The sequence below is a fragment of the Flavobacterium sp. YO12 genome, assembly GCF_004119495.1.
Lineage (GTDB): Bacteria > Bacteroidota > Bacteroidia > Flavobacteriales > Flavobacteriaceae > Flavobacterium.
This window is the reverse complement of sequence record NZ_NRQU01000061.1, coordinates 1-21,542: the sequence shown is the minus strand read 5'-3', so window position 1 is coordinate 21,542 and position 21,542 is coordinate 1. Positions and strand designations below refer to the sequence as shown.

17 protein-coding genes are annotated in these 21,542 nt (G+C 33.8%); 11 read left to right on the top strand and 6 right to left on the bottom strand.

The genetic code is table 11. The features are described from left to right. Window positions 1–86 precede the first annotated feature (86 nt). From mce to BOW55_RS16855, 3 genes are read right to left on the bottom strand one after another with little or no spacing between them, the layout of a single operon-like run. Window positions 87–491, bottom strand: coding sequence for a methylmalonyl-CoA epimerase (mce, locus tag BOW55_RS16865; protein WP_129025171.1), 405 nt, complete (start codon window positions 489–491; stop codon window positions 87–89). A gap of 1 nt (window position 492) precedes the next feature. Next, a complete protein-coding gene (locus tag BOW55_RS16860) occupies window positions 493–2,856 on the bottom strand; it encodes a hypothetical protein (protein WP_129025169.1) in 2,364 nt (787 codons plus the stop codon). Continuing rightward, complete coding sequence (locus tag BOW55_RS16855; protein ID WP_241686599.1) at window positions 2,816–3,796, bottom strand: hypothetical protein; 981 nt, start codon at window positions 3,794–3,796, stop codon at window positions 2,816–2,818. Before BOW55_RS16855 ends, BOW55_RS16860 begins: the two co-directional genes overlap by 41 nt. A gap of 196 nt (window positions 3,797–3,992) precedes the next feature. On the opposite strand from BOW55_RS16855, the gene BOW55_RS16850 reads away from it, so the two are divergent. Next, window positions 3,993–5,681, top strand: coding sequence for an Ig-like domain-containing protein (locus BOW55_RS16850; protein ID WP_129025165.1), 1,689 nt, complete (start codon window positions 3,993–3,995; stop codon window positions 5,679–5,681). 21 nt (window positions 5,682–5,702) lie between these two features. Then, window positions 5,703–6,137, top strand: a complete 435-nt coding sequence (locus BOW55_RS16845; protein WP_129025164.1) for a cytochrome c oxidase assembly factor Coa1 family protein — start codon at window positions 5,703–5,705, stop codon at window positions 6,135–6,137. Window positions 6,138–6,150: 13 nt separating this feature from the next. Here BOW55_RS16845 and BOW55_RS16840 read toward each other — a convergent pair whose 3' ends face one another. Next, entirely contained in the window at window positions 6,151–6,921 is a 771-nt protein-coding gene (locus tag BOW55_RS16840) for a nitrilase family protein (RefSeq protein ID WP_129025162.1), read from the bottom strand. Window positions 6,922–7,155: 234 nt separating this feature from the next. Between BOW55_RS16840 and BOW55_RS16835 the strand changes: the two genes are divergently transcribed. The 8 genes from BOW55_RS16835 (at window position 7,156) to BOW55_RS16800 (ending at window position 17,932) form a co-directional block, all read left to right on the top strand. Next, window positions 7,156–10,311 (top strand): SusC/RagA family TonB-linked outer membrane protein, encoded by a 3,156-nt coding sequence (locus BOW55_RS16835; protein ID WP_129025160.1) that lies wholly within the window; start codon window positions 7,156–7,158, stop codon window positions 10,309–10,311. Window positions 10,312–10,345: 34 nt separating this feature from the next. Continuing rightward, window positions 10,346–11,875, top strand: a complete 1,530-nt coding sequence (locus tag BOW55_RS16830; RefSeq protein WP_129025158.1) for a SusD/RagB family nutrient-binding outer membrane lipoprotein — start codon at window positions 10,346–10,348, stop codon at window positions 11,873–11,875. A 15-nt stretch (window positions 11,876–11,890) separates the two neighbouring features. Beyond that, window positions 11,891–13,210 (top strand): GntP family permease, encoded by a 1,320-nt coding sequence (locus BOW55_RS16825; protein ID WP_129025156.1) that lies wholly within the window; start codon window positions 11,891–11,893, stop codon window positions 13,208–13,210. Window positions 13,211–13,214: 4 nt separating this feature from the next. After that, the gene (locus tag BOW55_RS16820) at window positions 13,215–13,682 is read left to right on the top strand and encodes a RidA family protein (RefSeq protein WP_089054685.1); all 468 of its coding nucleotides are present in this window, start codon (window positions 13,215–13,217) and stop codon (window positions 13,680–13,682) included. Between the two features lie 356 nt (window positions 13,683–14,038). Further along, complete coding sequence (locus BOW55_RS16815) at window positions 14,039–15,067, top strand: sugar kinase (protein WP_129025154.1); 1,029 nt, start codon at window positions 14,039–14,041, stop codon at window positions 15,065–15,067. Between the two features lie 9 nt (window positions 15,068–15,076). Continuing rightward, window positions 15,077–15,724 carry a bifunctional 4-hydroxy-2-oxoglutarate aldolase/2-dehydro-3-deoxy-phosphogluconate aldolase gene (locus BOW55_RS16810; RefSeq protein ID WP_129025152.1) on the top strand — a complete coding sequence of 216 codons (648 nt, stop codon included), beginning with the start codon at window positions 15,077–15,079 and terminating at the stop codon, window positions 15,722–15,724. 3 nt (window positions 15,725–15,727) lie between these two features. Continuing rightward, on the top strand, window positions 15,728–16,843 hold the full coding sequence (locus BOW55_RS16805) for a D-TA family PLP-dependent enzyme (protein ID WP_129025150.1): 1,116 nt from the start codon (window positions 15,728–15,730) through the stop codon (window positions 16,841–16,843). A gap of 18 nt (window positions 16,844–16,861) precedes the next feature. After that, complete coding sequence (locus BOW55_RS16800; protein ID WP_129025148.1) at window positions 16,862–17,932, top strand: dipeptidase; 1,071 nt, start codon at window positions 16,862–16,864, stop codon at window positions 17,930–17,932. Here the strand turns inward: BOW55_RS16800 and BOW55_RS16795 are convergent. Further along, window positions 17,929–18,705, bottom strand: coding sequence for a DeoR/GlpR family DNA-binding transcription regulator (locus tag BOW55_RS16795; RefSeq protein ID WP_129025146.1), 777 nt, complete (start codon window positions 18,703–18,705; stop codon window positions 17,929–17,931). The genes BOW55_RS16800 and BOW55_RS16795 overlap by 4 nt on opposite strands. A 191-nt stretch (window positions 18,706–18,896) precedes the next feature. Between BOW55_RS16795 and BOW55_RS16790 the strand changes: the two genes are divergently transcribed. Next, window positions 18,897–21,200 carry a family 20 glycosylhydrolase gene (locus BOW55_RS16790; protein WP_129025144.1) on the top strand — a complete coding sequence of 768 codons (2,304 nt, stop codon included), beginning with the start codon at window positions 18,897–18,899 and terminating at the stop codon, window positions 21,198–21,200. Window positions 21,201–21,283: 83 nt separating this feature from the next. Here BOW55_RS16790 and BOW55_RS20875 read toward each other — a convergent pair. Further along, window positions 21,284–21,542: hypothetical protein (locus tag BOW55_RS20875; protein WP_164975057.1), on the bottom strand; the 259-nt coding region annotated here is incomplete at its 5' end.

Sequence of the window (21,542 nt, the reverse complement as noted above, 5' to 3'; positions counted from 1 at the left end):
TTTGCATTTAATTTCAATTCCAAGCCCATGTTTCAAAAACAAGATTGATTTTCAAGACATTATTGAGAATAAAAAAAGTATCTTTTTTATCTAATTTCCTTACAAAGCTCAACCAAAACGCCATTCGTATTCTTTGGATGCAGAAAAACCACCAATTTATTATCGGCTCCTTTCTTTGGAACTTCATTTATCAATACAAAACCTTCGCTTTTTAAGCGTGAAATCTCGGCATGAATATCTTCAACATCAAAAGCGATGTGATGAATTCCTTCACCTTTTTTTTCTAAAAATTTCGCAATTGGGCTTTCTGGATTCGTCGCCATCAAAAGTTCAATTTTGTTTGTCCCGGTTTGAAAGAAAGAAGTTAAAACTCCTTCACTTTCTACCATTTCTTCTTTGTACGACGGAACGCCCAATAATTTCTCAAACAATACATTTGCATCGTCCATATTTTTTACGGCAATTCCAATATGTTCTATTTTATTTACCATCTTATTTTAATTGAGTTACATAAGTATTAAAATAACCACATTCTGCAATTACATCCTGATAATATTTAGTATCCGAATATTCTTTTTGCAGCGTTTTAAATCCATTCCAAGCAATAAAATTCACTTTATCATCATTGGCATCCCACCAATATCTAACACTATTGTATTTAGTATTATAATATTCGTTTCGTTCGCATTTCGAAATCAAATACACACATTTTGCTTTCTGCTCCTTTGTAGATGCTGCCTGCAATGCTTTTTGATAATACATTTTAGAAACACTGCAATCCGTAATCATCTTTTTCATAGAATCTCTAAACGAATATGGACTTGAACCGTAACCTACAATAGTAATTTCGTAAAAAGTTCTTCCGTTTCCAAAATGCGAAATATTATAAAATGCATTTCCTAACAATAAACTATTCGTGTAAACATCTTCGTTTTTAGCCAGCTTATCCTGCATTTCTTTTATTGTATTTAAGAAATCCATTTGTGTATATTTTCTTTTTTGATAAGCGGCGTGATCACAATCGTGGCAGTCTTTTATACTTCCGTTAAACGGATTTCCTAAAAATTTAGAATTCTGAACTGAATCGGTTTGTTTTAAAAACTCAATTGCTTCTGGAATTTTGTTTTTGAAAGTTGCCTGAACTGCTTGAAAGTTATTAATATCTTTTAATTTCAAACTATAAATTCCTGCACCAATATTCTCAATTTCAGTTTTATTAGACTTAGACAAAAACGTTTTTATTCCTTGTAAATTCTTCTCATCATCATAAAAAGCATTTCCATCATTCCAATAGCTGTAACGAGATTCACCAAAAATCTCAGCCATAACTAAATTCCCTTTTTCACGATAAAGAGTCGACAAATAACTTCTGCTCCACGAAGAAGCATTTTGATAACGAAACTCCTGTCCTTTATAGTTCTTTGGAAGTTCATAATACAACCAATTCAAATCGGCTAGAATTGTTTTCTCGTTTTTATCCGTCAGTTTATCAATTTTGCTTAAGTTGTTTACAAAACGCAATAAACGAAGCTGCATTCCTGCCAATTCTGTTTTAGGAAGTGTTTTTACCGCTTTATCAAAATTCTTATCTGCATTTGCATAATCCCCTTTTAAAGTCTGTAAATATCCAAGAGACAAATCCCACAAATAAGGTCTGTCTGTATTTCCTGCCGCCGAAATTTTAGCCATTAAATCCAGCGCTTTTTTATCAACCTTAGCTTGATTCTCGGTTTTATTTTCTGCAACAGTCAGCTTTTTTACGGGCTGATTTTCTCCACCATCTTTCTGAAAAGAGTTATTTATAGACTGTTCAAGTCCGTTTACCAATCTAGTAGCCAAATAATTTAAGTGCTCACTTTTTGGATCTAATTCGTAAATTTTCTCGATTGCCTGTTTTTCATCTTTATAATAGCCGTGAATAGCCCAAAGTGCTGCTTTCTCTTTATTGGTCTTTGCCATTGTCAGCGCTTTATTCCAATCTGTTTCATTTTTCGGAGCAAAACTATACGCTGTTACCACTCTTAATTCAGGACATTTATCAAAAACCTGTGCATACAAATAGTTCGAAACCGCATATTTCCCTTGTTTATGATTGATTCCAGCAACGTATGAAAGTGCGCGGTAATACAACGTGTTTTTAGGAACTGAGCTTTCTGTTTTATTAAAAAACTCAATTGCTTTTTGTTTATTATTACTGTAAAAACGAGCTTTCATGGTAAGAAACCAATATCTATTTTTTAAGAACGGATCAGACAAAGTATTGTAAACATTCTCAATTGACTGAATCATTTTAGCGTCATTGAATGTTTTGGCCACAACGGGATCATAACTCCAATGATCTTCGCTAATTGAAACGGTTTCTATTTTTTGTGCCAAATACAAAAACTCAACAAAGTTTTTTACCTTCTCCTCTTTCAATGGCATCTTTTTTCCCCATTTTAAAGACGAAGCATTTTCTTTTTTGGCTTTATAATACACATGAAGATCTGTGATTTCTTCCTTATTCTTAATCTTATTTTTATTATCTGAATAATAATCTGGCTTCTCATCACCAATTAAAAAATAATTTACTGTTGTAGTATCGATTTTTCCTTTAAGATAAGCTGCCCAATCTGATTTTATGGCTGCATTGAAACGTGAATTATGCTGCGTATCGTAACCAATTCCGTAGAAAATACCGCCCGACAAAAAAAGCGGAGAATAGGATTTATCTGCAAAAGTTTCTGGAGTAAAATTGGAGTTATAACCAAAAAAATCCCAATCGTCTCCACCTGCACAAGCATAAATTATTCCGTATGCAAAAAGGAAAGCCGCACTAAAACCAAGAAATAACTTGCTTAAAAATATTCTTCTCATAATTATTTAAATTGAATTCGTCTAAATCGTAAAATATAATTTCTTTTGGAGCCTGCGCTTTATTATCGTCTAAATCTTCAGCCATTTCTTTTAAATCTTCTGGAGAAATTGTCTCTGTTTTAAGCAGATCATTCTCTTCGTAGTAAACACCGTTTTTGTAATTAGATTGTTTTACTTTAAAAAATATTGAACTAATCTGCTCGAAGTTTTTATCTTTTTTGAGTTCGCTGCTATTCAATTTCGAACGCAAACCTAAAACCTTTTGATTCCTGATATGAATTGCCCATGAATAAATAGGAAGTGCATAATCAAGATGCAGCGGATATTTCTTTAAACTTTTAAGATATTTCTCTGAGATTTTTCTGCTGTAAATAGAGTTTAATGAATCTGGCGCTATACTTCCCATATTATAAAACATCAAAACACCGTTATCTACATTCGGAATTTTAGTTTTCTTAAAGTACTTAACTTGATGAAGTCTAATTGTGGCGGAGAGTTTTTTCTTTGAAAGCTTTTTAATCTGCTCAACAAACTTCAGATAATTGTCTTTGCTGTTTAATGTCCAATCGCAGTCAACTTGAATTTCGGTACAATTAATTTTATTCTTGCTGTTGATTTCGGTAATTAAATGAATCGTCTTTTTTGCAAGATCTTCAACATCTAAATACTTCTCAAGCATTACTTTATTTTGAATAAAAACAACTGGAACAATTTCAAATTCCTGCACATTTTCATAAAAATGAACTGGACTTACAGGAAATGGTTGTTGGGTTTGAGGATCAAGTCCGATGTCAAAATACCGAACATAAAGTTTATGAACCTCATTGTCTTTGAGAGCTGCTTTTTCTGTTTCAGAAAATTTTAGATTGGTTTTCCAATAATAAAAAGAAATTATTGGCTGGTCTTTTTTGCTGCACGCAGTCAGAAAAAGAAGTAACAAAACCCAAAAAAATCTTTTAACCAAAACGAAGTGATATTATATTTAAGATCAAAAGTAAGAAATTATCTCATATCAGAGGTTTTAAATTCTAAAAAATGCGAAAATATCTACGGTGCGAAATCCTAATAAATGGCCAAAAAATTTCAATTAAAGCAAATATAATTGTTATTTTGTGCAATCAAATTTAAAAACCGCTATGTTTAAAAGCAAACTCAAATATATTTCATTTTTACTGGTATTATTAATGGTGAGCTGCGCCAAAAGAGGCAATATTACTGGCGGATTAAAAGACACTCTAGCTCCTATTTTAATATCCAGCACTCCTAAAAACTTAACTACAGATTTTCAGGGAAACGAGATTACACTGGTATTTGATGAATATGTTAAATTAAAAAACCTCAACAAACAGCTTATTATTTCTCCTCCAATGAAATATGAGCCGCAGATTACGCCTGTTGGTGTGAGTAAATTTTTAAAGATAAAACTTAGAGATACTTTACAGCCTAATACTACTTACAGCTTAAATTTTGGACAAAGTATTACTGATAATAACGAAGGAAATCCGTTGAACCAGTTTAAATACATTTTTTCAACCGGCGCTTATATCGATTCGCTTACTCTTGGCGGAAAAATTAAAGATGCTTACGCAAAAAACGTAGACAATTTTGTTTCTGTGATGCTTTATGAAGCAAACGACAAATACAAAGATTCTGTTATTTACAAAGAATTTCCGCGATACATTACCAATACTTTGGACAGTATGAGAACTTTTAAATTTGAAAATTTAAAAGCTGGAAAATACTTGTTAGTTGCTCTAAAAGATAAAGGAAGCAATAATAAATTTAATCCAAAAGACGATAAAATTGGATTTATAAAACATTTTATTACGGTACCAAATGATACTATTTTTGAGTTAGAATTATTTAAGGAAACACTGCCATTAAAGGCTTTTAAACCAATTCAAGCTTCTGGAAACAGATTACTTCTTCCGTATGAAGGAACACAGAATTTTAAAAATTCAAAACCAAAAATTGTACTTAAAAACAATGGGCAGATTCTGGAAACTATCGTAACGCAATTCCCGAAAAAAGATTCGCTGCAAGTTTGGTACAAACCTTTAAAAGCTGATTCATTGTCGTTGGAAGTGAGCAATGACAAGTACAATAAAAAATTCACTTTTAAGGTTAAGGATCAGAAAAAAGACACTTTAAATATTAAAGCAGTTCAAAACGGTGTACTTAATTTTAGAGAAAAATTCACACTAGAAACTGAAACTCCTCTGGTAAAATTTGATAAAACAAAAATTAGACTTGTAAATAAAGATTCGACTGCGGTTGATTTTATTACAGAATACGACGAGTTCGAACAGAAATTGTACGTTGATTTCAAAAAAGAGCCTTTACAAAAATATAATTTTACATTTTTCCCGGGCGCGTTAACTGATTTCTATGACAAAACAAACGATACGTTATCGTATAAGTTAACCACAAAGGAATTTGAAGATTACGGCAATCTGGTTTTGAATTTACAAAACGTAAAACGCTTTCCTATAATTGTTGAAATTACCAATAAAAAAGGCGATAATGTATATGCTTCTGAATATTCTGAGGGCAAAACAAAAATTGAATTCAACTTACTGCTTCCAGAAGAATTTACGGTTCGAGTTATCTATGATGATAATAAAAATAAGATGTACGACACGGGTAGTTTCTTAAACAAAACGTATGCTGAGGAGGTGTTTTATTATCAAAAAGGCGTAGATGTTCGATCGAATTGGGATGTTGATCAATCTATCGATTTAAATATTCCTTACAATCCTGAAGTCGAGAAAAAAGACGATGATTTAAAGAGAAAGAAGGAAGAGAAAAAAAGGAAAGCTTTTTAAACCCTAATTCAATCGGATAAAATGGATAATGAATTAATTGAGCGTAAAAACTGGTTTCAATCAAACTGGAAATGGATCATTCCGTTAGTTCTTTCATTAGTTCTAATCTCTGGCTATTTACTTTCCAGCTCTGACGAAAACATAATGGATTTTGCCCAAGCGTATAATGATACTGCATTGTATGAAAAGGCAATAGAAAAAGCCAATTCAAACAAAAGAGTTTTAGAAACTGTTGGAGAAATTCAGCCTATCGACAAATTAGCAATTCTAGAAGGTAACACGATTTATACGGACAACAATACTTCGGTTGTATTATCAATCAGAATTAAAGGCACAAAAAGCAAGGGAAAATTAGATATTACGGCTAAAAAAATGGGTTCAGAATGGGAATATAAAAAGATTCTTGTTCGTTGCAAAAACCCAAAAAAAGAAATAACGGTTGTAGATTCCAATTAAAACATCTTGTTTCTTAGTCCAAATTGATTTTAAAACTGTCTTTATCGTTTAAAAAAGCAAACTTTTTTCGAGCTTCCAGCATTGCATTTTTATCTAGTTCAAGCACAAAAACATCTTCTGTTTCCTGTGGTTCTAAAATATAATTTCCTAAAAAATCTATTGCCTGCGAATGTCCAATATGCTCAAAATTATTGGCATCAAGCCCAATTCTGTTTACTCCAACAACATAACTTAAATTTTCGATAGCACGTGCTTTAAGCAAAGTGTCCCAAGCATTTGTGCGTACTTTTGGCCAATTGGCAACATACAAAAGCAAATCATAATTTTCGACATTTCGAACAAAAACAGGAAATCTCAAATCATAACAAACTTGCAGACAAATTTTCCAATCGAGATAATCAACAATTACTTTTTGAGTTCCTGCTGTATAAAATTCATCTTCACCAGCCAATGTAAACAAATGTCGTTTGTCATAAAACTGAATTTCACCTGACGGAAAAACAAACAGCATTCGGTTATAATACTTTTCATTTTCAACAATAACCAAACTTCCTACTATTGCACTGCTTTTAGCTTTCGCCATAGCTTTCATCCACAACACGGTTTCTCCCTGCATCGTTTCGGCAACTGCAGAAGGATTCATCGTAAAACCGGTTGAAAACATTTCTGGAAGAACAATAAGATTTACTTCAGAATCGAGCGAATTTATTTTCGCTTCAAAGCGTTTTCTGTTTTCAGAAGCATTTTCCCAATATAGATCGGATTGAATTAGTGCTGTTTTCATACTTCAAAAATACGAATTTTCAGCTAAAAAAAATTTGCGTATAAAAAAGTCCACTTTGCAAAATTTTCTCAAACAGCCTTTTAAAACTGCACTTTTTTTGGAAAACAAAAATACATCAGGAAAAAAATATGCAAAAAAAATGCATTTCTTGCAAAAAAAATGCAAATGTGAAAAATAAATATATATATTTGATCGCCAATAAAAACCAAAAAAAAACGTGAAAACCAAAAAATTATGAAAACAAAGTTAATTTCATTAGTGTTTATTGGGGGGATAATCTTCTCAGCAAACGCGAAAGAGACTGCAATTAAAAAACATCTTTTTGAGCAACAAAGCAGTCAGGTTGAAATTTCAGGCCAAGTAATTGGTCAGGATGATGGAATGCCAATTGCAGGTGCAACAATTTATGCTAAAGGCAATAAAAAAAATGCATCTATTACTGATGAAACAGGAAAGTTCAAATTAAATGTGCCAGAAAACGAAACTCATATTATCGTTTCTTACATGGGTTACGCAACTTTAGAATATGAATTAAATGCAGCTAAAGATTTAGTTATACGTTTAAAACCTGCAGAAAATGTTTTAGATCAGGTTTTAGTAACAGCATTAGGGGTTAAAAAAAGCAGTAAAGCTGTTGCTTATGCGGTAACTGAATTAAAAGGAACTGAATTTACAAAGGCTAAAGAAACTAATATTTCAAATGCTTTAGTAGGTAAAATTGCCGGTGTAAACGTGAGCAGTACTGCAACGGGACCAAACGGTTCGACAAGGGTTGTTATTAGAGGAAATGGTTCCTTAAACGGAAACAACCAGCCAATGTATGTGGTTAACGACTTGCCTATTGACAATACACAGCTTAATTTGCCTGGAATTGGAAATGGCGCGGGACAAACCAGAATTAATGTTGACCGAGGTGACGGAACTGCTGTTATAAATCCAGACGATATTAAAACTATTACGGTTCTTAAAGGTGGAACGGCAGCGGCATTGTATGGTGCAAATGCTGCAAATGGTGTGATCTTGATTCAGACAAAAAGAGGTTCAATTCAAAAAGGAATTGGAGTTGAATACAATACTTCTTTTACTTTCGAAACGCCTTCGATCATACCAGATTGGCAATACGAATACGGATCTGGAGATGCTAATAAAAAACCAACTACTAAGGCAGAAGCAATAAATTACGGACGCTGGTCTTGGGGTGCAAAAATGGATGGAACTGACGTTATTCAATTTGACGGGGTGAAAAGACCATACAGCCCTCAGAAAAATAATATCAAGAATTTCTACGAAACGGGAACAACTTTTATCAATTCGATCGCTTTATCCGGCGGAACTGAAAAAGCAACTGGACGTCTTTCGTTCTCGAATATGGACAATCAATCTGTTGTACCAAACTCTGGTTTTAACCGTAAAAGCGTAAATATTGCGAGCAATGTAAACTTAACTGATTGGTTAAAATTTGATGTGGTGGCGCAATACAATTTAGAAAAAAACAATAATAGAGTTACGGTTTCAGATGCTGAAGCAAACCCTAACTGGGGAACTTATATGATTGCCAACACGGTTGACATTAGAAATCTTGCCCCAGGTTATGATGAAAACGGTATTGAAGAAGCTTGGAACCCGGTTGCAATTGCAACAAACCCTTATTTTGTTGTCAATAAAATAAAAAACAGCGATACTAAAAACCGCTTTATCGGTATGTTGAATGTAAAACTGAACTTTACTCCTGAATTATTTCTTCAAGGTAGAATTGGTCAAGATTTTACAAACTATGATTTCTTTGGATACATTCCAAAAACAACTTTAAACAATCCTGTTGGATATGCGCAAGGTTCAAAAATGAAATTATCTAATTTAAATTCAGAAGCTATTCTTAATTATACTAAGAAAAACATTTACAACAATTTCTCTTTAAATGCATTAGTGGGTGTAAACTCTCGTACTACTTTGAGAGATGAAACAAGAATTGAAGGTTCTGGTTTTGTATTGGATGATTTTTATGCACTAAGCAACTTAGGTACAATTACATACAGCTATCCTTACGGAAAAACAAAAACAAACTCTGTTTATGGTGCTGTAGATTTAGATTATAAAAATGTTGTGTTTTTAAACTTTACAGGTCGTCAAGATTGGTTCTCAACACTTTCACCAGACAATAACTCTGTATTTTATCCATCAGTTGGAACGAGTATTATAGTATCTGATATTGTAAAAATGCCTGAATTTATTTCATTTGCAAAACTTAGAAGTTCATGGGCTCAAGTAGGAGGCGCAACACCAGATCCTTATGCATTAAACCAATCTTACTCAATGGTTCAAGGCGGACATAATGGCGAACAATTGCAAACACCTACAAGCAACAGAGTTCCAAATTCAACTTTAAGCCCATTAACATCAACAACAATTGAGGTTGGAACTGATTTAGGTTTTTTCAACAATCGCTTAAATCTAGATTTTGCATGGTACAATCGTTCAACGACAAATGACATTGTAGAAACTACAATTTCAACGGGTTCAGGAGCAAACAGTGCTTTGTTAAACCTTGGAAAAATGAGAAATAAAGGAATTGAATTTTTACTAAGCGGTAAAATCATCAACTCTCGTAATTTTTCATGGGATGCAAGTTTCAACGGTTCTTACAATGAGAACAAAGTTGAAGCGCTTACAGATGGATTAAATTCTATAACAATGGCAACTTCTGTAAACGGTTATGCAACTATTACAAGTGATGTTGGACATCCTTACAGCACGATAAAAGGATACAGACCTCTTAAAGATGCAAACGGAAATACTGTATATACTTTAAGCGGAGGTTCAGCTGCAATTGCAAGAGGACCACTTGAAATATTAGGAGAAGGTGTGCATCCTTGGACAGCTGGTATTACGAACGAATTCAAATACAAAAACATATCATTCAGCTTTTTAATTGATGGTAAATTCGGCGGAAGCTTATACTCTGGAACTGATTTGTACGGAACACGTATGGGATTAACTAAATTGACTCTTGAAGGTCGTGAAAACGGATTGCCTATTAAAGGTGTTGACACAAACGGAAATCCTGTTGATATGGTAATCGCTCCAGAAAACTTGAGATATTACTATGATGGTTTAAAAAGCATTTCGTCAACATTTATTTATGATGCAAGCTTCATAAAACTACGTCAAATAATATTAGGCTACACATTACCAGTTGATAAAATAAGAGGTTTATCAAAACTTCAAGGAGCTTCGATCTCATTTATTGCAAGAAACTTGTTTATTCTTTACAAGAAAACACCAAACGTAGATCCTGAATCTGTATTCAGCGCAGGAAATGCACAAGGTGTAGAACAATTTGGAGTGCCAAAAACCAGAAGTTTCGGTTTAAGTTTAAATATCAAATTTTAAACTCATTTTATCTCTAATTTTTAAATTAAAAGACATGAAAAAGATAACCCTTTTATATATAGCAGGTATCCTTTTAGGAAGCATGACAGCCTGTACGGAAGATTTTGAAGAAATCAATTCGAACCCAAATGCAGTTGAAAAACCAAATCCGAATTTTATTTTCAGCAGAGCACAGCTGGATGGCTTGGCAAACAACTATTTTTTCACCAACATACTGCAATGCGGCGGAATGCTGCAACATTATGCTACCTACAAAGAAGCTTCGGGTGTTGGAGACAAATACTTAAATAATGAAGTGTATTACTCGGCTTATTTCAACCAAGCCTACCCTACGGCATTAAACGAAACAGAAATTGTAATTAATACCGTAAAAAGCAATCCGAACGACAGTAACAAACTTAATATTGCTAGAATCTGGAAAGCCTTTTTATATCATAAAATCACCGATTTGTACGGAGACGTTCCATACACAGAAGCGGCAAAAGCAAATAGTGCAAATGTTTTTCTTCCAAAATACGATTCGCAAGAATTCATATACAAAGATTTGTTGAAAGAACTTGACGAAGCTGCTATTGCATTAGATCCTGCGAAACCAAGTTTTGGCAAAGCCGATTTTATTTACGCTGGAGATGTAGCAAAATGGAAAAAATTCTCTTATTCATTAATGCTTCGTTTAGGATTAAGATTATCTAAAGTTGATCCTGCTTTATCAAAAACATGGGTAACCAAAGCGATTGCAGGCGGAGTAATTTTAAATGGCGGCGACAACGCAATTATGACATATAAAGAAGGTCCAAACAACTTTAACCGAAATCCGGTTGGTTTTGACTCTAGAAGTGAAGATTACTCAGCTGGATCGTATGGAAAAACAAATCGTGAAGGCGGTAAACTGGCTAAAACGTTTATCGATTTACTAAAAAACACTGCCGATCCTAGAATTAGTGTTTACTCTGGAGTATGGCAGGGAACTGTACAAAATACAAGTGCGGCGGTACAAAAAGGTTTTCCTAACGGAATAAAAACGGCTCCATCACCAGAAGAACAACAAACTTATTCTGAACCAAATCAAAATACCATTTTAAAATACGATGCACCACTTGTACTTATAAGCAATGCTGAAACAAACTTGTATTTAGCAGAAGCTGCAGCAAGAGGATGGTATACTAGTGAAACTGACAAGGATTTATATGAAAAAGGTGTAAAAGCGTCTTTCGCAAACATGGGAATTTATGGCAGCTCGTATGCAATTGCAGACGCCACACCTTACTTAACCGCAAATCCGTATAATGCTTCAGGATCATTTGACGTAAAAATGAATCAAATTCACACTCAAATTTATGTTGCTTTGTTTGTTGACGAACAGGAAATTTATGCCAATTGGAGAAGAACAGGATATCCTGTTTTGGTTCCTGTAAACTATCCAGGAAACGTTACAAATGGCACAATTCCAAGACGTATAAAGTACCCAACAGGCGAATATTCAGTGAATTCGATTAACTTAGCAGAAGCGGTTAAGCGACAAGGAGCAGATACTTTCACAACAAAAATCTGGTGGGATAAATAAAAACACAATTCATAAATGAGCGTTTTAATTCTTACGGCATGCATTGCATTTTTAATCATTCAAATTGCTTGGTTTAAAATCAATCCGTTTATTGCTTTTATAATAACAGCTTTATTAGCAGGTCTATTTTTAGGCCTGCCAATAAACACATTGTCACAAACAGTACAAAAAGGTTTAGGCGAAATGCTGGGTTCAATCACATTGATTATTGTGTTTGGAACCTGTATTGGAAAACTAACCGTTTCATCAGGAGCGGCTAATGTTATTGCCAAAACAGTTATGGGATGGACAGGCAAAAAATACGTACGTTTAGGCTTAATGATTACAGGTTTTATTGTTGGGATACCTCTATTTTATAGTGTTGGATTTGTTTTGTTAGTACCTCTAATCTTTTCAGTAGCCCATCAATTTAAATTGTCAAAAGTATATCTGGGAATCCCTATGCTTGCGTCGCTTTCGGTAGCACACGGTTTTTTGCCCCCACATCCTTCTCCAATGGCGTTAAGCAGTATTTTAAATGCCGATATTGGACTGGTTTTGATTTATGGAATAATAATAGCGATTCCAACTATTTTTATAGCGGGTTTATTGTTTTCTAATTTACTTAAAAACATCAAAACCGAATCTGATCACGAAATTATAAATGTTGAAGAAGTTGCCAATCAAGGCAAACTTCCAAGCTTTTCGCTTAGTTTATTTTCTGCTTTATTTCCTGTTTTCGGATTAACAGTTACTTCTTTACTGCCGTTGATTTCAACAAATGAAAATTTAGTAAACATCTGCAAAACGATAGGAGAGCCAAGCATGATTATGCTGATTTCTTTACTTCTTTGCACCTATACACTGGGAATTAGAATGAATCGAAGTCTCGTTTCTGTAATGGATGATTATGCCATTGCCATTAAAGATGTTGCTTTGATCGTTTTAATCGTAGGCGGTGCCGGAAGTTTAAAAGAAGTTATGATTGTAAGCGGCGTAAACGATACTATTGTTGCAGCTTTAACACAAATAAACATTCATCCGTATTTATTGGCTTGGATAATGGCTGCGATCATTCGCGTTTGTGTTGGCTCTGCAACCGCTGCCGGATTAATGACAGCCAGCGTTTTATTGCCTTTATTACAACTTAATGGCTTAGATCCAAACTTACTGGTTTTATCAGTTGGTGCAGGAAGTTTAATGTGCTCGCATGTAAACGATCCAAGTTTCTGGATGTTCAAAGAATATTTTAATATCAGCCTGAAAGATACTTTTAAATCATGGACAGTCATGGAATCATTAGTATCTGTTTTAGGAATCATTTTCGTTTTTATTTTAAACTCTATAATACATTAATATCATGAATTTATTACCTCAAGAAAAATTTGACACTCTTGGTTTGTCTTTACCGCCAGCACCTCAGCCTTTGGGTATTTACAAACCCTATTTAGTTGATGGTAAATATTTATACCTTTCAGGTCATGGCCCTGTTAGAGATGACAAATCCTTAATCATTGGCCGAATTGGCGATGATATGGATATCGAAGAAGGAAAATTAGCAGCAAGACAAGTCGGACTAACTATGCTTTCTACAATTGTAACCAATTTTGGAAGCCTAAACAAAGTAAAAAGAGTCATAAAAGTACTTGGCATGGTGAATTGCAATGGCGATTTTTTAAGACATCCTTATGTAATAAACGGCTGCAGCGAATTGTTTGCAGAAGTTTGGGGACAAGAAAACGGAATTGGCGTAAGAAGCGCCGTAGGAATGGGTTCTTTACCAGACAATATTCCTGTAGAAGTTGAAGCTGTTTTCGAATTATATTAAAAAAAGATATGCTGCAGATTACATGATTAAAAAGGATTATTTTTTTGTTAGCCTCGAATTTCACGAATTTTCACGAATTATTTTTCATGCAATCAATTAGTGAAAATTCGTGAAATTCGTGAAATTCGAGGCGACAATAAACTATAACAAAATTTTCAAACACATAGAGACATAGATTTTACTTGAATACTGGAAGGAAGTAAAAAAGCCAGCTTTTACACAGAGCTATGTTTGTTAATGCAAGTGAAACGCCTTTTATACAGTTTTAAAAACTATGTTTCTATGTGTTTAAAAAAAATAAGCGCTACGTTTAAAATCCTTTTAATCCATATAATCTGTGGCAAAAAACAAAAAATATGAATACAACACCACAAACTAGAATTGCAACTTTTGGAGAATTATTGCTCCGAATGAATGTTGCTGATGGAAACCGATTTACGCAGGCCAATGAAATAAAAATTCACGTAGGCGGCGCTGAAGCAAATGTTTGTGTTTTACTTTCTCAACTCGGAATTCAAACTGACTATATTACCCGACTGCCACAAAATGATCTGGCACAATTAGCCTTAAACGAACTTCAGAAATACAATGTTAACACTTCAAAATGTGTTTACGGCGGAGAACGTTTAGGTTTATATTTTGTTGAATCTGGAAATCAAATCAGACAATCTCAGGTAATTTATGACAGAAGCAATTCTTCTTTTGCAACCATTCAGAAAGATCAAATTGACTGGAATAAAGCATTAGAAAATATTACTCATTTTCACTGGTCAGGAATAAGTCCAGGAGTTTCAAATGAAGCTGGTTTAGCCTGTAAAGAAGCAGTTCTTACCGCACATAAAAAAGGACTTCCTATTTCTTCTGATTTTAATTATCGTTCGAAATTATGGCAATACGGAAAACATCCTTCTGAAGTTATGCCCGATTTACTTCAATACAGCACAATTACAGTAGCCGATTTAGATGCTATTGAAATTTATTTCGGAATCAAAACCGATATAAAGGAATCCGATGAAAATCGATTTCAAAAAACGTTTGAGCTGCTGAAAGAAAAAATGCCCTACTTAAAAACATTGGCAATGAGTTTTAGAAAATCAGAAGGACAAGCGCATCTGTACAAAGGCTTACTGATTCATGAAGGCCATTTTTACAAAACTCAAGAACATAAAATACATGTTGTAACGGACCAAATTGGTTCTGGAGATGCTTTCAACGCGGGATTATTATATGGGTTATCCAATAAATTATCCGGGCAAGAATGCATTGAATGGGCAACAGCCTGCGGCGTGGTCAAACAAAGTATACACGGCGATTTTGCAATAAGCAGCAACGCCGAAATAAGTCATTTTATTAAAAACGGCTCAAGTAATAGAATTAATAGATAAAATAAGAATATGTACAGCATTTTAAAAACGCAAGGTGTACTTCCGTTAGTAACCCAAATCGACATCGAAACTGCCCAAATAATATTGCGATCAGCGGCTGATGCTGGCATTAAAATTATTGAGTTTGCTGCGCGTTCAAATGACTCTAAAGAAGTTTTCAGCCAAATGGTGAACTTTAAAAAGGCAAACAATTTAAACATTAAAATAGCCGTGGGATCTATTTTGAATATTGAAGATGCAGAAACCTATCATAAACTAGGAGCTGATTGTATTGTATGTCCTCATACCGATTTAGAAATTGGCAATTACTGTACTAAAAATAATATTTACTGGATTCCGGGAGCGGCTACATTAAACGAAATTCTATATGCCAACAAACAAGGAGCAGAAATTGTAAAACTTTTTCCTGCTGATAAAATTGGAGGACCTGGATATGTAAAAGCAATAAAAGCACCATTTCCAAACTTAAAAATAATGCCCACTGGAGGTGTAACTTTAGAAGAAAGTAATTTAAAATCTTGGTTTAAATCTGGTGTTGTTTGTGTTGGAATTGGTTCAAATTTATTCTCAAAAGAAATGCTGCAGCATTTAACTTATGATCAATCACTCGAAGCATTTCAAAATTTAATTGAAGTGATCGAAAAAATAAGAAACTAGATTATGCAAAAAAAATGGTGGAAAATTAATTCCGAAACTCAACTTGATACCCCATATCTAGCAGTGTACGAAGATCGTCTCCGCTGTAATATTGAATATCTGATCAGTTTGGTAAAAGGAGACACTCAAAAACTGCGTCCTCATATCAAAACACATAAAATAGGCGAAATTCTAGAGTTGTTTAAAATTTACAATATCAAGAAAGTAAAATGCGCTACAATAGCAGAGGCAGAACTTGCTGCTATACATCAAATTCCAGATGTACTTCTTGCCTATCAGCCAGTTGGACTTAAAGCTGACCGATGGATTTCGCTTATTCAAAAATATCCAGAAGTTCATTTTTCTACCATTGTCGACAATTTAGAATCTGCAAAAACATTAAATGAAACCGCTTTAGAACACGATTTAAATCTCACCATTTATTTGGATTTAAACACAGGAATGAACAGAACAGGAATTGCTGTTTCAGAAAATTGGAGCGCTTTAGCAAAAAAAATTATTCCGCTAAAAAACATTAATCTCGCTGGAATTCATATTTATGATGGTCATTTGAAAGGCAGTGTCGAGCATCGAAAAGAAGAAGCTCAAGAAGCCTTTTCAAAAATTATTGATGAAATCGAAAAACTACAGCAAAATCTAGATTACGAATTAAAAATTGTTGCCGGGGGATCAAATACATTCCCTTTTTATGCCCTTCAGGAAAATGTAGAATGCAGTCCTGGTACTTTTGTTTTTTGGGATGCCAATTATCAAACCAATTTACCCGAACAATTATTTAAACCTGCTCTGGTTATCGTTGGAACAATTATTTCAAAACCTACTGCATCAACTTTTTGCATTGATATTGGATATAAAGCAGTTTCTTCAGAAAACCCAATTGATAAAAGAGTAGTAATCTTAAATGATGAAGATTTAATTCCTGTTTCACATTCAGAAGAACATTTGATTATAGAAAACAAAGGCCAAAATGATTATAAAATTGGCGATACGATTTACGCACTTCCATATCATGTTTGCCCAACCTGCGCTTTGTATGATACTGTTCAGGTAATAAATAAAGAAAACCGTATTTGCGACCAATGGCAGGTTGCAGCAAGAAGCAGAACAATTAATATATAAAACTAAGTCCATACAAATATGTTTATAATAGACGCCCATTTAGACCTGAGCATGAATGCAATGGAATGGAATAGAGATTTACGAAATGATGTTACCACTTTGCGTCATTTAGAAAAAGGAATGACAGATAAACCTGATCGTGAACGCGCAACGGTTTCATTTCCCGATTTACGAAAAGGAAACATCGGAATTGTGGTTGCTACTCAAATTGCAAGATTTGTAAAACCCGACAGTATTATTCCGGGTTGGAATTCTCCTGAACAAGCTTGGGCACAAACGCAAGGACAGCTTACTTGGTACAAAACCATGGAAGAAGCGGGAGAAATGACACAAATTACAGATAAAAAATCACTTCAAAAACAAATTGATTTGTGGAATGACGGTACTCCAAATGACAAAAAACCTATTGGATATATTTTGAGTTTAGAAGGTGCTGATTCTATTATTGACATTTCTTATTTAGAAAAAGCATACAATTATGGATTACGAGCTATTGGTCCTGCACATTACGGTCCAGGCAGATATGCAAACGGAACAGATGCAACGGGAAAAATGAATCAAAACGGACTTGATTTATTGAAAGAAATGGAGCGTTTAAACATTATTTTGGACGCAACTCATTTGTGCGACGATGCTTTCTGGCAAGCTTTAGATCATTACAATGGTCCAGTTTGGGCAAGTCATAACAACTGCCGAAGTTTGGTTGATCATAATCGTCAATACAGCGATGAAATGGTTAAAGCTTTAATTTCTAGAGGAGCCGTTATTGGGGGCGCTTTAGATGCATGGATGTTGGTTCCGAATTGGCAAAGAGGTGTTTCGATGCCTTTAGAAATGAATTGCAATTTAGAAACCGTTTTTAAACACATGGATCACATTTGTCAATTGGCTGGAAATGCAAACCACATTGGTGTAGGTTCAGATTTGGACGGTGCTTTTGGAACGGAACAATCTCCGTATGATTTAAATACAATAGCCGATTTACAAAAATTGGTTTTGATCTTTAAAAACAACGGATATTCTGATGCAGATTTAGATAAAATCTTTCACCAGAACTGGATTAATTTTTTAATGAAGAATTGGGATTAAACAAAAACTAAACTTGGAACTGCCTTCTTATACGCTTGTAATTTTTCGTCGTTAGGATCAACTTCTGTAACAACGTAATCTACCTCAGATAAGTTGGCAATTTTCATTTTTAGCACCGTATCTAATTTTTCAGAAATAGTAAGAATAGCTGTTTTTTCAGAGGCTTGAATCATTGCTTTTTTTACCTGAACCGTTTCCCAGTCAGAATCTGAGAAACCACCTTCGACGTCTAAAGCATTTGTACCTAATATTAACAAATCAACTTTAATATTAGCCAATTGATTGTAGACATCGCCGCTCACACACATTTGGCTGTAAGACGAAATACTGCCGCCAATCATTATAATTTTAACATTAGGTTTGTCTAGGAGTTCAACTGCAGACAAAACAGTAACAGTAAAAATGGTCAAGTTTAAGTAGTCAGGAATCAATCGGATAAACTCTCTAATTGTTGTACCGCCGCCTAATAACAAAACCATTCCATCGCGAAGTAACCCTATTGTTTTTTGTGCAATAATTTGTTTAGACTCGCCCGCATAAACTTGATTTGATGAAGAATGATGATACGCTTTTGTCATTGCGCCGCCTTTCACTTTTATCAATAAAGATTCAGATTCAAGTTCATTAACATCGCGTCTAACAGTATCTTCTGAAACAAACAATTTAACCGATAGTGTTTCAAAACTTACACGGGTATGCAGATTTATCTCTTTTAAAATAAGATTTTTACGTTCTTCCTTCGTGTAATTTACCAACTCATTATCATTATTCATGCAAATTCATTTTTATAAAAACAAAGGTAAACAATAAATGCAATATTATTGCGAAACAAATTATAACAGAAAGTAACCAAAAAGTTAATTAGCCTATTACAAAGACATTTAAACAAATTTTAGTTTTGCATTTTTTTTGCAAAAAGCATTTCATAAACTCTAAATTTGTTTTACAAATCAAGAAAACAACCATGCAAAAAAGTATCTTTTTATTTTTAATGTTTTACTGTTTCTTCGGAAATGCTCAAAACCCATCCAACAACAATACAATAATCCCAGAACCAAACTTTTATAAAGTTACTGGAGACAGTATTCGAATTAACGGATTGATAAAAGTCATTTTTAAAGACAACAAATTCAGCACCAAAGAAAAAAGAACAGCTTCTATTTTTGAATCTGCCGTAAACTCTAATATGCCCAATAAAAAAAGCAGTATTGAAATTTTATTTATTGCACAAACTCCAAGTTCATCTGAAAAAAAAGAAGCTTACAAAATCAATATAACTTCAAAAAAAATAACAGTTACAGGAAGTGAAGAAGGATTGTTCTATGCTGTTCAAAGTTTACTGCAGCTGCTCCCAAACCAACCCAAAAATCAGGAAATAAAACTTCCTTGCGTTACTATCGAGGATGAACCAAGATATACGTATCGCGGATTACATTTAGATGTCTGTCGTCACTTTTTTACCATTGATGTTATAAAATATTTTATAGCACAGATGTCTTATTATAAATTAAATAATTTCCATTGGCACCTAACTGACGATCAAGGCTGGAGAATCGAGATAAAAAAATATCCAAAACTAACCGAAGTAGGATCAAAAAGAGCACAGACTTTAGTAGGCAATAAGTTTGAAAGATTCCCTTATTTTTTTGATGGAAATCCATATGGAGGTTTTTACACGCAGGAAGAAATCAAAGACGTTGTAAAATTTGCCGAAGAACATTATGTTAACATCATTCCTGAAATCGAAATGCCGGGACACGCAACAGCTGCGGTTACTGCTTATCCTAATTTGTCCTGCTTTCCTGATCGCCCATATAAAGTTGTTGAATATTGGGGTGTTTTTGAAGATATTTTTTGCGCTGGAAAAGAAGAAACTTTTACATTTTTAGAAGATGTTTTAACTGAAGTTATGGCTTTGTTTCCGAGTAAATACATTCATATTGGCGGAGATGAATGTCCAAAAGCAAGATGGAAAGAATGTCCGAACTGTCAGAAAAAAATCAAAGAATTAGGCATAAAAGACGAGCATGAATTGCAAACATACTTAACAACCAGAATCGAAAAATTCTTAAATGCAAATGGCAGACAAATTCTAGGCTGGGACGAAATGCTCGAAGGCGGGCTGGCTCCAAATGCGGCCGTCATGTCTTGGCGTGGAGAATCTGGCGGTATCAGCGCTGCCAAGCAAAAGCATTTTGTTATCATGAACCCTGAACAATTTTTATATCTGGATTACAATCAAGGCTACTCTCCACAAGAACCGCTTACTGTAGGAAGACTAGTAACTATCGAAAAAATCTACAACTATAACCCAACTCCTGTTGACAGTCTAACCATTGATGAACAGAAATATATTTTGGGAGTTCAATCTAATCTTTGGTCTGAATATTTGACGAATCCTGCCAAATTAAATTACCAAATTTATCCGCGAGTATTTGCTTTAGCTGAAATTGCTTGGACAAAATCTCAAAATAAAAACTACAATAGTTTCATTTTAAACCGAATGCCGCATCATTTAGAAAAACTAGAATCGCAAAAACGATTGTATAAAGTTCCAGTACCATTTGGAGCAGAAGAAACGGCGTTAATCACATCAAAATATGTTTTAGACTTAAAGCCTACTATTAAAAACGGGCAGATTTTTTATACAATTGACGGTTATAATCCAGACGAAACCGCAGCACTTTACGAAAAGCCTGTAACGATAAACATTCCAAAAGGAGAATATAGAACCATAAAAACTGTTCAAATAAGTCCAAGCGGAAGAAAAAGTTCTATTAATAAAATAATAGTCAAAAATCCTGATTTAAAAACGGCTCTCTCTATAAAACCAACAAAACAAGGTTTAAAGTTTGATTATTATACCGGAAAATTATTCCAGCAAGTACAAGATTTAGAATTGGCAAAACCCATTAATTCTGGAATTCTTGAAGGTAAAATCAGCAGCGAGAAATGGAAAACGAAATTGGAGCGTTATATCGGCTTAAAATTTAACGGATACATCTACATTCCAGAAACAGCAAATTATAACTTCTCAACACTTTCAGACGACGGATCGAAGCTTTTTATAGATGATGAACTAATTGTTGACAACGACAGTATTCATTGGCTCAATGAAGCTTACGGAGTCGTAAAATTGGAGAAAGGTTTCCACAAAATAAACATCAATTATTTTGACCAAATTGGAGGAACAACTTTAAACTGTTTCATGCAGCAGGAAGGAAAAGAAAAACAAGAAATAAATGCTTCACAATTGTTTTACGAATAGACCACAAAAAAACGCATCCGCCTAAGCGGATGCGTTTTATCTTCTTTAAATTCTTTCAGAATCTATTATAAAAATTAAAAGTTTCAAAAATTAGAATATTCCCAATCAACCTCATATTTAAAAATTCCATTTCTTATTTTTTTAAGTACAAAAATTTTAAAATATGTCTGATACCCTGTTGGTGGATAAATAAGTTTAATTTTTTCTACCTTTTCAACTTCTTCTTTTTTCTTTTTAAAAAACTTATAACCATCATTTTGCAGGTTAGCTGGATTTTCAAGTTTTATCTTACTTAAAGATTCTAATGAACAACTTTCTTTTTTGTGTATTTTTTCATCAAAC

Bases quoted from the DNA above. Each gene is read 5' to 3' on its own strand.
- BOW55_RS16845 (WP_129025164.1), top strand. From the start codon at position 5,703: ATGGATAATGAATTAATTGAGCGTAAAAACTGGTTTCAATCAAACTGG.
- mce (WP_129025171.1), bottom strand. From the start codon at position 491: ATGGTAAATAAAATAGAACATATTGGAATTGCCGTAAAAAATATGGAC.
- BOW55_RS16815 (WP_129025154.1), top strand. From the start codon at position 14,039: ATGAATACAACACCACAAACTAGAATTGCAACTTTTGGAGAATTATTG.
- BOW55_RS16835 (WP_129025160.1), top strand. From the start codon at position 7,156: ATGAAAACAAAGTTAATTTCATTAGTGTTTATTGGGGGGATAATCTTC.
- BOW55_RS16820 (WP_089054685.1), top strand. From the start codon at position 13,215: ATGAATTTATTACCTCAAGAAAAATTTGACACTCTTGGTTTGTCTTTA.
- BOW55_RS16860 (WP_129025169.1), bottom strand. From the start codon at position 2,856: ATGAGAAGAATATTTTTAAGCAAGTTATTTCTTGGTTTTAGTGCGGCT.
- BOW55_RS16825 (WP_129025156.1), top strand. From the start codon at position 11,891: ATGAGCGTTTTAATTCTTACGGCATGCATTGCATTTTTAATCATTCAA.
- BOW55_RS16840 (WP_129025162.1), bottom strand. From the start codon at position 6,921: ATGAAAACAGCACTAATTCAATCCGATCTATATTGGGAAAATGCTTCT.
- BOW55_RS16830 (WP_129025158.1), top strand. From the start codon at position 10,346: ATGAAAAAGATAACCCTTTTATATATAGCAGGTATCCTTTTAGGAAGC.
- BOW55_RS16795 (WP_129025146.1), bottom strand. From the start codon at position 18,705: ATGAATAATGATAATGAGTTGGTAAATTACACGAAGGAAGAACGTAAA.
- BOW55_RS16850 (WP_129025165.1), top strand. From the start codon at position 3,993: ATGTTTAAAAGCAAACTCAAATATATTTCATTTTTACTGGTATTATTA.
- BOW55_RS16805 (WP_129025150.1), top strand. From the start codon at position 15,728: ATGCAAAAAAAATGGTGGAAAATTAATTCCGAAACTCAACTTGATACC.
- BOW55_RS16790 (WP_129025144.1), top strand. From the start codon at position 18,897: ATGCAAAAAAGTATCTTTTTATTTTTAATGTTTTACTGTTTCTTCGGA.
- BOW55_RS16800 (WP_129025148.1), top strand. From the start codon at position 16,862: ATGTTTATAATAGACGCCCATTTAGACCTGAGCATGAATGCAATGGAA.
- BOW55_RS16810 (WP_129025152.1), top strand. From the start codon at position 15,077: ATGTACAGCATTTTAAAAACGCAAGGTGTACTTCCGTTAGTAACCCAA.